This window comes from Streptosporangium jomthongense (assembly GCF_042650425.1).
Classification (GTDB): domain Bacteria; phylum Actinomycetota; class Actinomycetes; order Streptosporangiales; family Streptosporangiaceae; genus Streptosporangium.
The window spans coordinates 219,892-236,141 of the sequence record NZ_JBHSBC010000018.1 but is presented as its reverse complement, the minus strand read 5'-3'; the positions used below and the strand labels follow the sequence as shown (position 1 = coordinate 236,141).

At 69.6% G+C, this 16,250-nt stretch carries 17 protein-coding genes; 15 read left to right on the top strand and 2 right to left on the bottom strand.

The window, feature by feature from the left end; all coding sequences use genetic code 11:
- The first annotated feature begins 366 nt into the window (after window positions 1-366).
- The 12 genes from ACFOYY_RS18750 (at window position 367) to ACFOYY_RS18695 (ending at window position 10,747) form a co-directional block, all read left to right on the top strand.
- On the top strand, window positions 367-1,158 hold the full coding sequence (locus tag ACFOYY_RS18750) for a helix-turn-helix transcriptional regulator (RefSeq protein WP_352013238.1): 792 nt from the start codon (window positions 367-369) through the stop codon (window positions 1,156-1,158).
- A complete protein-coding gene (gene sufB, locus ACFOYY_RS18745) occupies window positions 1,155-2,567 on the top strand; it encodes a Fe-S cluster assembly protein SufB (protein WP_352013172.1) in 1,413 nt (470 codons plus the stop codon). Before ACFOYY_RS18750 ends, sufB begins: the two co-directional genes overlap by 4 nt.
- Window positions 2,567-3,685: a Fe-S cluster assembly protein SufD gene (gene sufD, locus ACFOYY_RS18740; RefSeq protein WP_362915914.1), complete on the top strand. Its 1,119-nt coding sequence runs from the start codon at window positions 2,567-2,569 to the stop codon at window positions 3,683-3,685. Before sufB ends, sufD begins: the two co-directional genes overlap by 1 nt.
- On the top strand, window positions 3,682-3,999 hold the full coding sequence (locus tag ACFOYY_RS18735) for a Rieske (2Fe-2S) protein (RefSeq protein WP_362915912.1): 318 nt from the start codon (window positions 3,682-3,684) through the stop codon (window positions 3,997-3,999). Before sufD ends, ACFOYY_RS18735 begins: the two co-directional genes overlap by 4 nt.
- 44 nt (window positions 4,000-4,043) lie before the next feature.
- On the top strand, window positions 4,044-4,775 hold the full coding sequence (gene sufC, locus ACFOYY_RS18730) for a Fe-S cluster assembly ATPase SufC (RefSeq protein WP_352013237.1): 732 nt from the start codon (window positions 4,044-4,046) through the stop codon (window positions 4,773-4,775).
- Window positions 4,775-6,034 carry a cysteine desulfurase gene (locus ACFOYY_RS18725; protein ID WP_362777347.1) on the top strand — a complete coding sequence of 420 codons (1,260 nt, stop codon included), beginning with the start codon at window positions 4,775-4,777 and terminating at the stop codon, window positions 6,032-6,034. The genes sufC and ACFOYY_RS18725 overlap by 1 nt, the downstream gene beginning before the upstream one ends.
- 19 nt (window positions 6,035-6,053) lie before the next feature.
- The gene (gene sufU, locus ACFOYY_RS18720) at window positions 6,054-6,491 is read left to right on the top strand and encodes a Fe-S cluster assembly sulfur transfer protein SufU (RefSeq protein WP_352013168.1); all 438 of its coding nucleotides are present in this window, start codon (window positions 6,054-6,056) and stop codon (window positions 6,489-6,491) included.
- Window positions 6,488-6,853, top strand: coding sequence for a metal-sulfur cluster assembly factor (locus ACFOYY_RS18715; protein WP_352013167.1), 366 nt, complete (start codon window positions 6,488-6,490; stop codon window positions 6,851-6,853). The genes sufU and ACFOYY_RS18715 overlap by 4 nt, the downstream gene beginning before the upstream one ends.
- A gap of 368 nt (window positions 6,854-7,221) precedes the next feature.
- A complete protein-coding gene (locus ACFOYY_RS18710) occupies window positions 7,222-8,985 on the top strand; it encodes a DEAD/DEAH box helicase (RefSeq protein ID WP_362915910.1) in 1,764 nt (587 codons plus the stop codon).
- 192 nt (window positions 8,986-9,177) lie between these two features.
- On the top strand, window positions 9,178-9,441 hold the full coding sequence (locus ACFOYY_RS18705) for a phosphoribosyl-ATP diphosphatase (RefSeq protein WP_352013165.1): 264 nt from the start codon (window positions 9,178-9,180) through the stop codon (window positions 9,439-9,441).
- Between the two features lie 58 nt (window positions 9,442-9,499).
- A complete protein-coding gene (gene hisG, locus ACFOYY_RS18700) occupies window positions 9,500-10,345 on the top strand; it encodes an ATP phosphoribosyltransferase (protein ID WP_352013164.1) in 846 nt (281 codons plus the stop codon).
- A gap of 174 nt (window positions 10,346-10,519) precedes the next feature.
- Window positions 10,520-10,747, top strand: coding sequence for a hypothetical protein (locus tag ACFOYY_RS18695; protein ID WP_352013163.1), 228 nt, complete (start codon window positions 10,520-10,522; stop codon window positions 10,745-10,747).
- A 173-nt stretch (window positions 10,748-10,920) separates the two neighbouring features.
- On the opposite strand, the gene ACFOYY_RS18690 is transcribed toward ACFOYY_RS18695, so the two are convergent.
- Window positions 10,921-11,763: a siderophore-interacting protein gene (locus ACFOYY_RS18690; RefSeq protein ID WP_362915908.1), complete on the bottom strand. Its 843-nt coding sequence runs from the start codon at window positions 11,761-11,763 to the stop codon at window positions 10,921-10,923.
- Window positions 11,764-12,012: 249 nt separating this feature from the next.
- On the opposite strand from ACFOYY_RS18690, the gene ACFOYY_RS18685 reads away from it, so the two are divergent.
- On the top strand, window positions 12,013-12,396 hold the full coding sequence (locus ACFOYY_RS18685; RefSeq protein ID WP_386190408.1) for a nuclear transport factor 2 family protein: 384 nt from the start codon (window positions 12,013-12,015) through the stop codon (window positions 12,394-12,396).
- 20 nt (window positions 12,397-12,416) lie between these two features.
- Here ACFOYY_RS18685 and ACFOYY_RS18680 read toward each other — a convergent pair whose 3' ends face one another.
- Window positions 12,417-13,550 carry an EAL domain-containing protein gene (locus tag ACFOYY_RS18680; protein WP_352013160.1) on the bottom strand — a complete coding sequence of 378 codons (1,134 nt, stop codon included), beginning with the start codon at window positions 13,548-13,550 and terminating at the stop codon, window positions 12,417-12,419.
- Window positions 13,551-13,667: 117 nt separating this feature from the next.
- On the opposite strand from ACFOYY_RS18680, the gene ACFOYY_RS18675 reads away from it, so the two are divergent.
- On the top strand, window positions 13,668-14,324 hold the full coding sequence (locus tag ACFOYY_RS18675) for an acVLRF1 family peptidyl-tRNA hydrolase (protein ID WP_386190407.1): 657 nt from the start codon (window positions 13,668-13,670) through the stop codon (window positions 14,322-14,324).
- A gap of 228 nt (window positions 14,325-14,552) precedes the next feature.
- Window positions 14,553-16,151: an ABC-F family ATP-binding cassette domain-containing protein gene (locus ACFOYY_RS18670; protein ID WP_386190406.1), complete on the top strand. Its 1,599-nt coding sequence runs from the start codon at window positions 14,553-14,555 to the stop codon at window positions 16,149-16,151.
- Window positions 16,152-16,250 lie beyond the last annotated feature (99 nt).

Sequence of the window (16,250 nt, the reverse complement as noted above, 5' to 3'; positions counted from 1 at the left end):
TGGCGTGCCGTACGCGGGACGGTGCCGTACGGCGCCGCCGCCACGGCGTCACGGAGCCGGGTCCCGCGGAGAGGCTCGGCCGGGTAAAAACTTCTTTGCCGAGACTTCTCGTGACGGGGAACCGGGAGGCCCCCGGCCCGGGTTGGGAGTCCCGGGCGTTGGAGAGGACCGGGACGGTGGGCGCCGCCCCGTGCCTTCTCGCCAACGCCTGCCGTGGGCGTGCGGCCGGGCAAGCTGCAGGATGACGTTTGCGCAGCTTAGGTAAGCCTTACCTGCGTGATAAATCGCATTCTTCGCAAGCCGGACGACGGTTTGTAAGCGGGGAAGCAATTACGGCACACTGATGTTGTGAAATACGTGACCAAGATGTCGGGCACGGAAGAGGCCGCCCCCGCGCGGCTCTCCGGCGTGTCCGCCGAGCGCAGCACGCGTGCGCGTGTCGCCCGGCTCATCCTGGAACGCGGACCGATCACCGCCCCCGCCCTCGGCGAACGGCTCGGGCTCACCCCCGCCGCCGTCCGCCGCCATCTGGACGCGCTGCTCGCCGACGGGATGATCGAACCCCGTACGGCACGCCCCCGGGGCCAGCGCGGGCGAGGACGGCCGGCGAAACTGTTCGCCATAACCGACGCGGGCCGCAGCGCCTTCGAGCACGCCTACGACGGGCTCGCGGGAAACGCTTTGCGCTTCCTGGCCGAGCGGGCGGGCGAGGGGGCCGTCGCCGAGTTCGCCAGGTCACAGGTGGCGGGCCTGGTCCGGCGCCTGCGCCACGAGCTGCGCGAGGTCCCCGCCGACCAGCGGGTGCGCTTCCTGGCCGAGGCCCTGTCCGCGGACGGCTACGCCGCCTCGGCGAGCAAGGCGAGCCTCGGCGGCGAGCAGCTGTGCCAGCACCACTGCCCGGTGGCGCACGTCGCCGCCGAGTTCCCTCAGCTCTGCGAGGCGGAGACGGAGGCGTTCGCGCAGATCCTCGGCACCCCGGTGCAGAGGCTGGCGACCATCGCCCACGGCGACGGGGTGTGCACCACCCACGTGAGTCCCCACCGGGGGGACGGCAGGGCCCGGGACGGCCGCGTGGCAGGCGCGGCGACGGACCCGCGGGGCACCGCCCCGGCAACCCATGAAGTGATCGACGAAACGAGCAAGGAGACCGGAAGGTGACTGTCACCGACCGCCCGGAGCTGGAAGGCCTCGGGAATTACAAGTTCGGCTGGGCCGACTCCGATACCGCGGGGGCCGCGGCCCGCCGTGGGCTGTCCGAGGAGGTCGTCCGCAACATCTCCGCGCTCAAGAGCGAGCCGGAGTGGATGCTGGACCTCCGTCTGAAGGGCCTGCGGCTGTTCGACAGGAAGCCCATGCCCAACTGGGGCTCCGACCTCAGCGGAATCGACTTCGACAACATCAAGTACTTCGTGCGTTCGACCGAGAAGCAGGCCTCCTCCTGGGAGGAGCTTCCGGAGGACATCAAGAACACCTACGACAAGCTCGGCATCCCCGAGGCGGAGAAGCAGCGCCTGATCGCCGGCGTCGCCGCCCAGTACGAGTCCGAGGTCGTCTATCACAAGATCCGTGAGGACCTTGAGGAGAAGGGTGTCATCTTCGTCGACACCGACACCGCCCTCAAGGAGCACGAGGAGATCTTCAAGGAGTACTTCGGCACCGTGATCCCGGTGGGCGACAACAAGTTCGCCTCGCTGAACACGGCCGTGTGGAGCGGTGGCAGCTTCATCTACGTGCCGCCGAACGTCAACGTCGAGATCCCGCTGCAGGCCTACTTCCGGATCAACACCGAGAACATGGGCCAGTTCGAGCGGACCCTGATCGTCGTGGACGAGAACTCCTACGTCCACTACGTGGAAGGCTGTACCGCGCCGATCTACTCCTCCGACTCGCTGCACAGCGCGGTCGTGGAGATCATCGTGAAGAAGGGCGCCCGCTGCCGTTACACGACCATCCAGAACTGGTCGAACAACGTCTACAACCTGGTCACCAAGCGCGCCGTCGCCTACGAGGGCGCGACCATGGAGTGGATCGACGGCAACATCGGCTCCAAGGTCACGATGAAGTACCCGGCCGTCTACCTCATGGGCGAGCACGCCAAGGGCGAGACGCTGAGCGTGGCCTTCGCCGGTGAGGGCCAGCACCAGGACGCCGGCGCCAAGATGGTGCACCTGGCTCCCAACACCAGCTCGACGGTGATCTCCAAGTCCGTCGCCAGGGGCGGCGGCCGTACCTCCTACCGCGGTCTGGTGCAGATCGAGGAGGGCGCGCACGGCAGCGCCAGCACGGTCAAGTGCGACGCGCTGCTGGTCGACCAGATCAGCCGCTCCGACACCTACCCCTACGTGGACGTGCGCGAGGACGACGTCTCCATGGGACACGAGGCCACGGTCTCCAAGGTCTCCGACGACCAGCTCTTCTACCTCATGAGCCGCGGTCTGGACGAGGACGAGGCCATGGCGATGATCGTGCGCGGCTTCGTCGAGCCGATCGCGCGCGAGCTCCCCATGGAGTACGCCCTTGAGCTGAACCGCCTGATCGAGCTGCAGATGGAAGGAGCCGTCGGCTGATGGGTCTCGAAACCAAACCCCTGTCGACCCTCCACGAGAAGGCCTCCTACGACGTCGCGGACTTCCCGGTCCCGACGGGCCGCGAGGAGGAGTGGCGCTTCACCCCGCTGTCTCGCCTGAAGGGCCTGCACACCGGTGCCGCCGCCTCCGGCGGAGTCGTGGTCCGCATCGAGGCGGCCCCCGAGGTCACGGTCGAGACCGTGGGCCGTGACGACGAGCGGCTCGGCAGGGCCTACGTGCCCGCCGACCGGGTCAGCGCCCAGGCCTACGCCGCCTTCGAGAAGGCGACCGTCATCACCGTGCCGCGCGAGGCGGTCGCCTCCGCCCCGACCGTCGTCACCGTGACCGGCTCGGGCGACGGCCCGGCCTACGGCCACACCCTGGTCAGGCTGGAGCCGATGGCCGAGGCCGTCGTCGTCATCGAGCACCAGGGCAGCGCGGTCTACGCCGACAACGTCGAGTTCGTCGTCGGCGAGGGCGCCACGCTCAAGGTCGTCAGCCTGCAGGAGTGGGACGACGACGCCGTCCACGTCTCGCACCACCACGCCCTGCTCGCCAAGGACGCGACCTTCCGCAGCTTCGTGGTCACCCTCGGCGGCGACCTGGTACGGCTTTCGCCCTCGGTCTCCTACGAGGGGCCCGGCGGCGACGCCGAACTGACCGGCCTGTACTTCGTGGACGCGGGCCAGCACCTCGAACACCGCCTGCTGGTCGACCACTCCAAGCCCAACTGCAGGAGCAACGTCGTCTACAAGGGCGCGCTGCAGGGTGAGGACGCGCACGCCGTCTGGATCGGGGACGTGATCATCCGGGTCGAGGCGGAGGGCACCGACACCTACGAGCTCAACCGCAACCTCCTGCTGACCGACGGCGCCCGCGCCGACTCGGTGCCGAACCTGGAGATCCTCACCGGAGAGGTCGCGGGGGCCGGTCACGCCAGCGCCTCAGGGCGTCTCGACGACGAGCACATCTTCTACCTCCAGGCCCGCGGCATCCCGTTCGAGGAGGCCCGCCGCCTGGTGATCAGGGGCTTCTTCGCGCAGCTCCTGGAGAAGATCGAGCTCGACGAGCTGCGCCGGCGGGTGTTCGCCAAGGTCGAGGCGGAGCTGGAGAAGTGACGTTCGAGAAGGTCTGCAAGATCACCGACATCCCCGACGACGGGGTGATCGGCGTCGAGGTCGGGGAGACACCGGTCGCCCTGGTCCGCAGGGGAGCCGAGGTCTACGCCCTGCACGACGTGTGCTCCCACGCGGAGGTGAAGCTCAGCGAGGGCGAGGTCTACGACGGCACGCTCGAATGCTGGCTGCACGGCTCGTGCTTCGACCTGCGCTCAGGCAAGCCCACCGGCCCGCCCGCCTCAAAGCCCGTCCCCGTCTACCAAGTGAAGATCGACGGCGATGACGTTCTCGTCTCGCTCTCGAAGGAGTCGTAACAGTGTCTGATTCGAGCCGAGTCCACCAGGGTTCCACCCTTGAGATCCGTGACCTGCAGGTCGCGGTCGAGGACAAGGAGATCCTGCGCGGGGTCAACCTCACCGTGCGGGCGGGCGAGACCCACGCCATCATGGGCCCCAACGGTTCGGGCAAGTCCACGCTCGCCTACGCGATCGCCGGTCACCCGAAGTACACCGTCACCGGCGGGCAGGTCCTGCTCGACGGCGCCGACCTGCTGGACATGACGGTCGACGAGCGCGCCCGCGCCGGCCTGTTCCTGGCCATGCAGTACCCCGTCGAGGTCCCCGGCGTCAGCGTCTCCAACTTCCTGCGCTCCGCGGTCACCTCGGTGCGCGGCGAGGCCCCCAAGCTCCGCGAGTTCGCCAAGGACCTCAAGGCCGGAATGGACGCGCTGTCCATCGACGCCGCCTTCGCCCAGCGCAACCTGAACGAGGGCTTCTCCGGCGGCGAGAAGAAGCGCCACGAGATCCTCCAGCTCGAACTGCTCAAGCCGAAGATCGCCGTCCTCGACGAGACCGACTCCGGCCTCGACGTCGACGCGCTGCGGGTGGTCTCCGAGGGCATCAACCGCTTCCGCTCCTCCGGTGAGACCGGTGTGCTGCTCATCACCCACTACACCCGCATCCTGCGCTACGTGAAGCCGGACTTCGTCCACGTCTTCGCGGGCGGCCGCATCGTCGAGCAGGGCGGTCCCGAGCTGGCCGAGAAGCTGGAGGCCGAGGGGTACGAGGCCTACGTGAAGGCCTCCGCCTGATGGAAACCGGATTCGACGTGGAGAGGGTGAGGAAGGACTTCCCCGCTCTCTCCCGCGAGCTGCCCGGCGGCAGGCCGCTGGTCTACCTCGACTCGGCCAACTCCTCGCAGAAGCCGACGCAGGTCATCGAGACCATGCGCGAGCACCTGGCCACGCACTACGCCAACGTCGGCCGCGCCATGCACGTGCTCGGCGCCGAGTCGACCGAGGCCTACGAGGGGGCCCGCGACAAGGTGGCCGCCTTCGTCGGCGCGCCGAGCCGTGACGAGATCGTCTTCACCAAGAACGCCTCCGAGGCGCTCAACCTGGTCGCCTACGCCTTCGGCAACCCCGCCGGCGACGACCCCAGGTTCCGGGTCGGCCCCGGCGACGAGATCGTCATCTCCGAGATGGAGCACCACTCCAACATCGTGCCCTGGCAGCTGCTCGCGCGGCGCACCGGTGTCACGCTGCGGTGGTTCTCCGTCACCGACGAGGGCCGTCTCGACCTGTCCAACCTGGACGAGCTCGTCAACGAACGCACCAGGATCGTCTCCGTCGCGCACCAGTCCAACGTGCTCGGCACGGTCAACCCGGTCGACCGGGTGGTCGCCAGGGCCCGTGAGGTCGGCGCGCTGACGATGCTCGACGCCTCCCAGTCGGTGCCCCACCGGCCGGTGGACGTCACCGAGCTCGGCGTCGACTTCCTTGCCTTCACCGGGCACAAGGCCGTCGGCCCCTCGGGCATCGGTGTGCTGTGGGCGCGTGGTGAGCTGCTCGACGCCATGCCTCCGTTCCTGGGCGGCGGGGAGATGATCGAGGCGGTCTGGATGGACCACTCGACCTACGCCCCCGCGCCGCACAAGTTCGAGGCGGGCACCCCACCCATCGTCGAGGCCATCGGCCTGGGCGCGGCGCTCGACTACCTGACGGCGATCGGGATGGACGCCGTGGCCCGGCATGAGCGCGAGCTCACCGGCTACGCGCTTGAGGCCCTGAAGGAGGTCGAGGGGCTGAGGGTGATCGGCCCGGGGAACCTCGACGAGCGCGGCGGGGTCGTCTCCTTCACCCTTGAGGGGATTCACCCGCACGACGTCGGGCAGATCCTCGATGACAACTTCGGGGTGGCCGTGCGGGTCGGGCACCACTGCGCCCGTCCGCTGCACCTGAGGTTCGGGATTCCCGCGACGACGCGGGCCTCCTTCTATCTTTACAACACCCCGGCCGAGATCGACGCCCTGGTCCGCGGCCTCCACCACGTGCGGAAGGTGTTCGCCTAGCCATGCCGGAGCAGCCCAGATGATCGCCGAGTCCATGTACCAGGAACTGATCCTGGAGCACTACAAGCATCCCCAGGGGCGGGGACTTCGAGACCCGTACGACACCGAGGTCCACCATGTGAACCCGACGTGCGGCGACGAGATCACCATGCGCGTGAAACTGGGCGACGGCGGCAAGGTCGAGGACGTGTCCTACGACGGCCAGGGGTGTTCGATCAGCCAGGCGGCGGCCTCGGTGCTGTACGAGCTGGCCACCGGGTCGACGGTCGAGGAAAGCCTCTCCGTCGTGGAGGAGTTCACCCGGCTCATGCAGAGCAGGGGTCAGGTCGAGGCAGACGAGGACGTCCTCGGCGACGCCGTCGCCTTCGCCGGGGTGGCCAAGTTCCCCGCGCGGGTCAAGTGCGCGCTCCTCGCCTGGATGGCCTACAAGGACGCGGTCGTGAGGAGTAGCGAATGAGCAAGCCTGTTGAGACGCCGACCTCGGCGTACGACGGGGAGACCACCCTTGACGAGGTCATGGAGGCCCTCAAGGACGTGGTCGACCCCGAACTCGGCATCAACGTCGTCGATCTCGGCCTGATCTACGGGATCAACCTGGACGAGACCGAGGCCGGCGGACCGCCGATCGCCACCATCGACATGACGCTGACCAGCGCGGCCTGCCCGCTGACCGACGTCATCGAGGACCAGGCGCACTCCGCCCTGGACGGCATGGTCTCCGATGTGAAGATCAACTGGGTCTGGCTCCCCCCGTGGGGTCCCGACAAGATCACTGACGAGGGGCGCGAGCAGCTGCGCATGCTCGGTTTCAACGTCTGATCGGCGTTCCGGTACGGTCCGCGCCCGGAAAAACGGGTGCGGGCCGTACCGGAATGTGTGAGAGAATGCCCGGGCCGGGAAGAAAGGCCCGGCGGCGGAGCGTTGACTTCGTAACGGACAAGCGTCGGCCCGTGCCGTACGCCCCGGCCGGACCCGGCACTGCGAACGCCGGGTATGCTTGATCGTGGTTTGACTGCGTGCGGGTAGTATTCACCCGTCTCGTGCGGTGCGCCTCGACTTGCGCCGCACCACCGCCCCCACAGTGGGCGTAGATCGAGCGTGGCCTCAGGCCACGCGTTCCAGGCTCGTCCTTTCGCAGAAGTGACGTGCCCCCGTCCTTCTATCGAAAGGCACGAATCTTCGTGACCATGCTTGACGCTGCCCTGCCCGAAATCACCGAGGTCGCCGAGGTCTCCGCGGCCCCCTCAGAGGTGTCCGAGTTCACCCTCCTCGGCCTGCCCAAGCCGCTGGTGAACGGGCTCTCCCGTCAGGGCATCGACAGCCCCTTCCCCATCCAGCGGGCCACCATCCCCGACATCCTCGCCGGTAACGACGTCCTCGGGCGCGGCCAGACCGGTTCGGGCAAGACGCTGGCCTTCGGCCTGCCCATGATGGCCCGCATCGCCGGAGGCAAGGCCCGTCCCGGCCGTCCGCTGGCGGTCGTCCTGGTGCCGACCCGCGAGCTGGCCATGCAGGTCACCGACGCGCTTGAGCCGCTGGGCCGTGGCCTGTCGCTGCGGATGAAGACCGTCGTCGGCGGCATGTCCATGGGCCGTCAGATCGAGGCGCTGCGCCGCGGCGTCGAGGTCGTCGTCGCGACCCCCGGCCGCCTCACCGACCTGATCCAGCAGGGTGAGTGCACCCTGGACGAGGTCCAGGTGACCATCCTGGACGAGGCCGACCACATGTGCGACCTGGGCTTCTTCCCGGTCGTCAGCGCCATCCTGCAGCAGACGCCCCCCGACAGCCAGCGCCTGCTGTTCTCGGCGACCCTCGACGGTGACGTGGACAAGCTGGTGCGGCGCTTCCTCACCGACCCGATCACCCACTCGATGGCGCCGCCCGCCTCCTCGGTCGAGACCATGGAGCACCACGTGCTCGAGGTCCACCGCGACGACAAGTTCCCGGTGACCGCCGAGATCGCCAACCGTGAGGGCCGCACCATCATCTTCGTGCGCACCCAGCACGGGGTCGACCGCCTGTGCAAGCAGCTCGCCCAGGTCGGCGTCAAGGCCGGAGGCCTGCACGGCGGCAAGCGCCAGAACCAGCGGACCCGCATCCTCGCCGAGTTCAAGGAAGGCGAGATCAACGTCCTGGTCTGCACCGACGTCGCGGCCCGGGGCATTCACGTCGACAACATCAGCCTGGTGCTGCACGTGGACCCGCCGCAGGACCACAAGAGCTACCTGCATCGTGGCGGCCGTACGGCGCGCGCGGGGGAGAAGGGCACCGTCATGACGCTGGTGCTCCCCAACGAGCGCCGCTCGACCGACGCGATGACCCGCCGCGCGGGTATCAAGCCGTTCCGGCTCAAGGCCACCCCGGGGCACCCCCGCCTTGAGGAGGTCGCGGGGGCTCGCCAGCCCAGCGGCGAGTCGATCCCGGTCTGGGAGCCCGCGGCTCCGGTCGCCAAGCAGCGCGAGCGGCGCGGCGGCTTCGGCGGCGGACGCGGCCCGCGGCGCTTCCGTGACCGTCCCGGCCACGGCGGCGAGGGCTACCAGCCGCGCGAGCGTTCCGCGGGCGAAGGCGGGCGGGGCGAGCGTCCCTTCCGCGCCGAGCGTCCCGAGCACTCCGACTTCCGCACTGAGCGCCCCGAGCGTCGTTCCGAGGGCCGCGGCACCGGCGGCGGCTACCGCGGTGGTGAGCGCAGGGAGCCGTTCCGCGGCGACCGTCCCCCCTTCCGCGGGGAGCGTCCCTTCAGGTCCTCCGAGCAGCGCCCCACCGGCGACCGCGAGGGTTACCGCGGTGGCGAGCGCAGGGAGCCGTTCCGCGGTGACCGCCAGGGCGGCTTCCGCAGCGGTGGCGGTGAGTTCCGCAGCGGCGGCGGCAACGGCGAGTTCCGGGGCGGGGAGTCCCGTTCCGGCGGCCGTCCCGACAGTCGCGGCAGGCGCGGCGGCTACCACGGGCGCTGAGCGTCCCGCACCTTTCCACGACACCCCGACGGGGCCGGTACGGCACACGCCGTACCGGCCCCGTCCGGCGTTTCACGGTGATATGCCCGGGTGGGAGGGGACGCGGCCGTGTCCAGAGCGTGGACGCCCATCCGTGGTGGTCCCCGGGGCCGTTAGGCTTGGCAACGACATCCCACGACGCCGAGAGAGACCATGAAGACCTTCGAAGAGCTGTACGCCGAGCTGTCAGACAAGGCACGGACCCGCCCCGAGGGGTCGGGCACCGTGGCCGCGCTGGACGCCGGGGTCCATGCCATCGGCAAGAAGGTCGTCGAGGAGGCCGCGGAGAGCTGGATGGCCGCCGAGCACGAGTCGAACGAGCGGGCCGCTGAGGAGATCTCCCAGCTGCTCTACCACGTGCAGGTTCTCATGCTCGCCAAGGGGATCGGGCTGGACGAGGTCTACAGGCATCTGTGAGCCGGTGCGCCCGGCTCACGTTCCCATGACCGCAGATCCGTCAAGGAAAGCCACCACCATGCTCCGTCTCGCCGTTCCCAACAAGGGCGCCCTCAACGAGGCCGCCCAGACCATCCTCAAGGAAGCCGGATACCGTCCCCGCAAGGACAGCAAGGAACTCGTGGTCGTCGACCCGGAGAACTCCTGCGAGCTGTTCTTCCTGCGTCCGAAGGACATCGCCGTCTACGTCGGCGAGGGTACCCTCGACGCCGGCATCACGGGCCGTGACATGCTCCACGACTCGGGCGCGCAGGTCGAGGAGATCATGCCGCTCGGTTTCGGCGCCTCGACCTTCCGCTTCGCGGCCAACCCGGGCGCCTTCGCCACGGTCACGGACCTCAAGGGCAAGCGCGTCGCGACCTCCTACTCCGGCCTGCTCGGCGCCTACCTGGCCGAACAGGGCGTGGACGCCCGGGTGATCAAGCTGGACGGCGCGGTCGAGACGGCGATCCGGCTGGGGGTCGCCGACGCGGTCGCCGACGTCGTCGAGACCGGCACCACGCTGCGCAACATCGGCCTTGAGGTCTTCGGCGAGCCGATCGCCACCTCGGAGGCCGTGCTGATCAAGCGGATCGGCGCCGGGGAGAGCCCCGGGGTGCAGCAGCTCGTCCGCAGGCTGCAGGGCGTGCTGATGGCACGTGACTACGTGATGATGGACTACGACATCAGGGCCGAGCGCATCGAGGAGGCCATCGCCCTGACCCCGGGTATGGAAGGGCCCACGGTCTCCCCGCTGCACCGGGAGGGCTGGGTCGCGGTCCGCGCCATGGTGCCGCGCAAGGGGCACCAGCAGGTGATGGACCAGCTCTGGGAGATCGGCGCCAAGGCCATCCTGGTCACCGCGATCTTCGCCTGCCGGGTCTGAACCGGCTCCTCTCGTCCTCGTCCGAGGTGCGGGCCTTCTGGCAGATGTCACCGTCAACGCCGGATCACCGGCACTGACGCCGTCGGCGGGCCCGCTCCCGGTGTCGCGCCGTGAACGGCATCAGGGGACGGGATCACCGCCGGGGCGGGTGCCCGCGCGGCCCTGCCCGGGATCGTGATCCTGACGACCTTCGGCCGTCCCGGCCGCCCGCGGCGGGCGATGGAGGCAGGAGCGGCGGCCTTCCCGGTGAAGGACGGCCCGGCCCGTGAACTCGCCGCCGCCATCCGCGGGGTCCGCGCGGGTGAACGGGTCATCGGCCCGGGACCGGCCGCCGCCACGCCGAGTGCCGGGCCCAATCCGCTCTCGCCCGGGGAGCGCGACGTCCTGGCCGTGACGTCCTGACCGTGGCGGCCGACGGCTCGGCCGTCGGTGACATCACGCTGAGCCCGCACCCGCCAGAGGGGACGGTCGGCGACCACCTGTCCTCGGCCATCCGGAAGGCCCAGGGCCCGCGACCGCATCGAGGCGGTACGGCGCGCCCAGGCGCAGGGGTGGCTCTGATCGGCCCGCCCGCGTCAGGACGGCAGGGTCGCGGCCTCCTCTTCCTCGATCTGCCGGTTCCAGTCCTGCTTGACGGCGCGCCAGGTCTCGTCGTCGCGGCCGACGCGCCAGTAGCCGGAGATGGACAGCCGCGACAGCGGAATGCCGCGCTCGGCCCGCAGGTGACGGCGCAGCGTCCTGACGAAGCCGGCCTCGCCGTGGACGAAGGCGTGCGGGGTTCCCTCGGGGAAGTCCAGTTCGCGCACCGCGGTGACCAGCGCCTCGCCGACCGGGGCGTCGCCCCGGTGGAACCAGACGATCTTCGTGTCGCCGGGGGAGTCCAGCCGCTGCTCCTCCTGCGGGCCCGCGACCTCGACGAACACGTGGGCCGGGACACCGGAGGGCAGCCGCTCCAGGGAGGCGGCGATGGCGGGCAGCGCGCTCTCGTCACCGACGAACAGGTGCCAGTCCGCCTCGGGGTCGGGGGCGTAGCCGCCGCCGGGACCGAAGAAGTGGATCTCCTCGCCGGGCTGTACGGCCGCCGCCCACGGGCCGGCCAGGCCGCTGTCGCCGTGGTGGACGAAGTCGATGGCCAGTTCGAGCGTCTCGGGATCCCACGAGCGCACGGTGTAGGTCCGGGTGGTCGGCCACTGCTCGCGGGGCAGTTCGCCCTGAATCCGCTCCAGATCGAATGGTGCGGAATAGGTTACCCCGTGTGGGGGGAACAGGAGTTTGACGTAGTGGTCGGTGAACGCGCCCGCGCCGAATCCCGCGAGTCCGTCGCCGCCGAGCACCACCCGGATCATGTGCGGGGTGATCCACTCGACCCGTTTCACCTGGCCACGGATGGTCTTACGCGCCGGTCTGCCCTCTGCCATGGTCGCTCTCCGATGGTCGTCAAGTTAGGTTGCCCTAAGTAGTAGCATACGGTGATTTAAGTGGCATAGCCGCTTGGCGGTTTCTCTGGATGACCCTTGGTCGTGTCGCCTTAAATCCCTTTTGTGGATCAATATCCCTATTTTGGGCTCGCGACGAGTGTCTGGAGTCCGCTTCCCTGTCCTTTCTCGTCCGTGAGGTATCCAGACTGCTATTCTAGATAGCACTCTCTAGAACCATTGGAGGTTCAGGTGAACGCGGTCGACCGTCTGTACCGGGGGTTCGCCGCCCGCGACCCCGAGGGGATCCTGGGCGCGCTCCATCCGGAGTTCGTGGGCACCGTGAGCGCGGGCATGCCGCTGGGGGTCGGCGGCAGGCACGCCGGCCCCGAGGCGATGCTCCGCGACTGCTGGGCGGTGGTCTTCTCGCACCTGGACAGCGTGCCCCACGCCGAGGAACAGGTCTGGCCGGAGCCGGAGCGGGCCGTGGTGTTCGGGCACTACCGGGGGACCGCCCGTGCGACCGGCAGGGCGCACGAGGCGGCCTTCGTCCACGACCTGCGCCTCAGGGACGGGCTGATCGCCGGGCTGGTCCAGATCACCGACACCGCCCGATGGGCCGAGGCGCTCGCCTGATGATCTACGGTGTAAAGATGTCAGCGCTGCGCGGCGACCTGGCGGATCAGGTCGGCCACCCGGACGATGCCCATGCATCGGCCGAACTCGTCCACGACGACCAGATCGTCGTAGACACGCTCGGCGTCGCGTCCGGCGACCTGCATGGCGGCGATCACCGGGGTGGTCTTCGGGGCGTTGCGAGGCGGGTCCGCCAGGCGTAGGGCGGGCTTCTTGCCGTACAGGGCGTGGCCGAAGCGGCTGGCGATGGACAGCAGGAACCGGCTGCGGTCGAGACTGCCCTTCGGCCGCTGGTACTCGTCCACCAGGATCACGCTGGTGATGGACGGGTCGGTGCCGAAGGCCTCGACGACGTCCTCCGCGGTCGCCTCGACGGGCAGGGTCATGGCGGGCAGCAGGAACTCCTGGACGCGGGGGCCCAGCAGCGCCTGCGACGGCTCCTGGCGCGGGGCCGCGATGGGCACGTGGACCCTCCCCGAAGGGCCGGGCACCAGCAGCGGACCCTGCGCCAGCCGTACCCCCCAGGAACGCAGCGCGGTCAGCTGGGCCTCCTCGGACACGCCGGGGGCCAGGACATGGGCGCCGATCCCGCGGGAGAACGTGGCCAGCGACTCGGTCAGGGCCGCGCGACGTGGGTCGCGGGGCATCTTGGCGACCAGGTCGGGGGAGAGCACGGCGAGGTACGGTGCCGCGTCGGTGAGCAGGTCCAGCGGGATGTGGGCGGTGCCCAGGTCGCCGACCGCGATCAGGTAGCCGATGGCGCGCAGCCCGTCGAGCCCGGTGATCAGGGACTGGCGTTCGACCTGCGCGAAGTCGCCCCTGACCATCAGGATGACCTCGCGCGGCCTGCGGCCCGCGGTGCGCAGGGCCTCATGGAGCGGGGCCAGCGCGGCCGATCCACCGATCACCGCGGAGGAGGGGATCGGAAGCACCAGGGGGAGCAGCGCCTCACTCCTGGAGATCTGCAGGACCGTGCGGACGGCGGAGGAGAGGTTGCCGTGACCGTCGCCAGGCGCCTGGAGGGCGATGACGCCTCCGGTGTCGAGGTCGACGATCGGGGTGGCGTCCATGGCGGACGCCGCTGTGGACCCCGCTGTGGCCGCTGTGGCGGCCGTCGCGGTGCCCGGCGGGAGGAGATGTGTTCTGCTCGACACGTACAGAGAATGGACCATCGTCAGCAACCGCATAAGCGACGTTCAATGATGTTCACCGATATTTCGCCGTTCGTTGAAGGCGGTTCGCCCGGACAGGAGCCGGTAGTGTCCCGTCATATGACGTCACGACCGGCGAAGGGGGGCGGACGCTGGGTCAGCGTCGGCCCGGCCCGCATCGGCCGCTGGATCGACGGCTTCGCCGAGCGGCACGGGCCGCCCTCGGTGACGGCCGGGGAGGAGGTCGTGCGGCTGCTGGGCGCGGACGGCGCCGCGGCGGAGTGTCAGGTGCCCTTCCCGCCGCTGACCACCTCGGGCGGTGGCCCGCTGGCGCGCCTCATCACCCACGCGCGCACTGAGCGCCGGGTCGGCGTCCTGCTGGTACGGCTCGGCGGCCACGCGGCGGGCGTCTTCCAGGGCGACGAGCTGTTGTCCTCCAAGGTGGGGTCGCGGCAGGTCCACGGCCGCAGCGCGGCGGGTGGGTGGTCCCAGCAGAGATTCGCCAGGCGCAGGGAGAAGCAGGTGGGCCAGGCGCACGAGGCGGCGGCCGAGGTGGCGCTGCGCGTCCTCGGGCCGCACGTGGCGGAGCTGGAGGCGGTGATCCTCGGCGGCGACAGGCGCGCGGTCGGCGCGCTGCGCGCCGACCGCAGGCTCGCGCCGGTCTTCGCGCTGGAGACGGGACCGTTCCTGACGGTGCCCGACCCCCGGCTCGTGGTGCTCGCGGGGACCCCGGCGGAGTTCCGCGCCGTCAGGATAAGGGTCACCGATCCCGGCTGAGCGATCCGGCGCGGGACCGCCGGGGCAGGTCGAGGCCGCCGGACCGGCGGCTTCGGGGAGACCAGGGCTGCTCGGGTGCGCCGTACACTGATCGGTATGCGCACTTCCGATTGACGCCGCCCCCGATGAGGCGAGACAGCCGGGCCGGAGCCGGGAGACACAGGGCGGCGGCGGGTTCGGCCAGTGAGGTGAGCCCGTGTACGTCCATTCTGGGAGTGTTCTCCAACCATGATCGTAGCTTCTGACATCGAACTCCGCGCCGGGGCCCGGCTGCTCATCGAGGGGGCCTCGTTCCGGGTCGGCCCCGGTGACAAGATCGGTCTGGTGGGCCGAAACGGCGCGGGCAAGACCACCCTGACCAGGGTGCTGGCCGGTGAGGGCCTCCCCGCGGCGGGCACGGTCTCGACCTCGGGCTCCGTCGGCTACCTGCCGCAGGACCCGCGCACCGGTGACCTGCAGGTGCTGGCCCGCGACCGGATCCTGTCGGCGCGGGGTCTCGACGAGGTCCTGCGCGAGCTGCGCGAGGCCGAGCAGGGCATGGCCTCGGAGGACCGGCGCACGAGGGACCGCGCGGTGCGCGCCTACGGGCGTCTTGAGGACCGGCTGCACGTCCTTGGGGGCTACTCCGCCGAGTCGGAGGCGGCCTCGATCGCCTCCAGCCTGGGACTGCCCGGCAGGGTGCTCGGACAGCCGCTGGAGACACTGTCAGGAGGGCAGCGCAGGCGGGTCGAGCTGGCCCGCATCCTGTTCTCCGGAGCGGAGACTCTCCTTCTTGACGAGCCGACAAACCACCTCGATGCAGACTCAATCGGGTGGCTTCGTGATTTTTTGCGATCGCATCAAGGTGGTTTGATCATTATCAGCCACGACGTCGGGCTTCTTGAAGCGACGGTAAACCGGGTCCTGCACCTGGACGCCAACCGAGCGGTGATCGACACCTACAACGTCGGCTGGAAGGCCTATCTGACCCAGCGGGAGACCGACGAGAAGCGCAGGAGGCGCGAGCGGGCCAACGCGGAGAAGCAGGCCTCGGCGCTGATGTCGCAGGCCGACAAGATGCGGGCCAAGGCGACGAAGGCCAAGGCCGCGCAGGACATGCAGCGCCGCGCCGAGCGGCTGCTGTCCGGCCTGGAGGCCGAGTGGCGCAGTGACAGGGTCGCCAAGCTGCGCTTCCCCGAGCCCGCCCCCTGCGGCCGTACGCCGATCAGCGCGGAGGGCCTGTCGAAGTCCTACGGCTCGCTTGAGGTCTTCACCGACGTCGCCGCGGCCGTCGACAGGGGCAGCAGGGTCGTCATCCTGGGCCTGAACGGCGCGGGCAAGACCACGCTGCTGCGCATCCTGGGCGGTCTGGAGGAGCCGGACACCGGCGAGGTCAAGCCCGGCCACGGGCTCAAACTGGGCTACTACGCCCAGGAACACGAGACGATCGACCCGGACAGGAGCGTGCTGGAGAACATGCGCTCGGCGGGCGGGGAGCTCGCGGACTCCGACCTGCGCAAGGTCCTCGGCTCGTTCCTGTTCACCGGGGACGACGTGGACAAGCCCGCGGGAGTGCTCTCCGGTGGGGAGAAGACGCGGCTGGCCCTGGCCACGCTGGTGCTCTCCTCGGCCAACGTCCTGCTGCTCGACGAGCCTACGAACAACCTCGACCCCGCCAGCAGGGAGCAGGTTCTTTCTGCACTAAGATCCTATTCTGGGGCGATTGTCCTTGTTACGCATGATGAGGGGGCTGTAGAGGCTCTCCGACCCGATAGGGTGATCTTGCTACCAGACGGAGTTGAAGACGCTTGGAGCGAGGAATTTTCCGATCTTGTGGCACTTGCCTGATCTTAATTTGAGCGGGTACGGATCTTTTCCCATGGAGTAGGTAGCCGATCTCGCAGAAATGACTGATCATGGCGTGAGTAACGCTGCGGAAGTCTGGCA

Excerpts from the sequence above, each read along its gene's own strand:
- ACFOYY_RS18705 (WP_352013165.1), top strand. The coding sequence starts at position 9,178 with ATGAAGACCTTCGAAGAGCTGTACGCCGAGCTGTCAGACAAGGCACGG.
- ACFOYY_RS18715 (WP_352013167.1), top strand. The coding sequence starts at position 6,488 with ATGAGCAAGCCTGTTGAGACGCCGACCTCGGCGTACGACGGGGAGACC.
- ACFOYY_RS18725 (WP_362777347.1), top strand. The coding sequence starts at position 4,775 with ATGGAAACCGGATTCGACGTGGAGAGGGTGAGGAAGGACTTCCCCGCT.
- ACFOYY_RS18670 (WP_386190406.1), top strand. The coding sequence starts at position 14,553 with ATGATCGTAGCTTCTGACATCGAACTCCGCGCCGGGGCCCGGCTGCTC.
- ACFOYY_RS18710 (WP_362915910.1), top strand. The coding sequence starts at position 7,222 with ATGCTTGACGCTGCCCTGCCCGAAATCACCGAGGTCGCCGAGGTCTCC.
- ACFOYY_RS18690 (WP_362915908.1), bottom strand. The coding sequence starts at position 11,763 with ATGGCAGAGGGCAGACCGGCGCGTAAGACCATCCGTGGCCAGGTGAAA.
- sufD (WP_362915914.1), top strand. The coding sequence starts at position 2,567 with ATGGGTCTCGAAACCAAACCCCTGTCGACCCTCCACGAGAAGGCCTCC.
- hisG (WP_352013164.1), top strand. The coding sequence starts at position 9,500 with ATGCTCCGTCTCGCCGTTCCCAACAAGGGCGCCCTCAACGAGGCCGCC.
- ACFOYY_RS18675 (WP_386190407.1), top strand. The coding sequence starts at position 13,668 with ATGACGTCACGACCGGCGAAGGGGGGCGGACGCTGGGTCAGCGTCGGC.
- ACFOYY_RS18750 (WP_352013238.1), top strand. The coding sequence starts at position 367 with ATGTCGGGCACGGAAGAGGCCGCCCCCGCGCGGCTCTCCGGCGTGTCC.
- sufU (WP_352013168.1), top strand. The coding sequence starts at position 6,054 with ATGATCGCCGAGTCCATGTACCAGGAACTGATCCTGGAGCACTACAAG.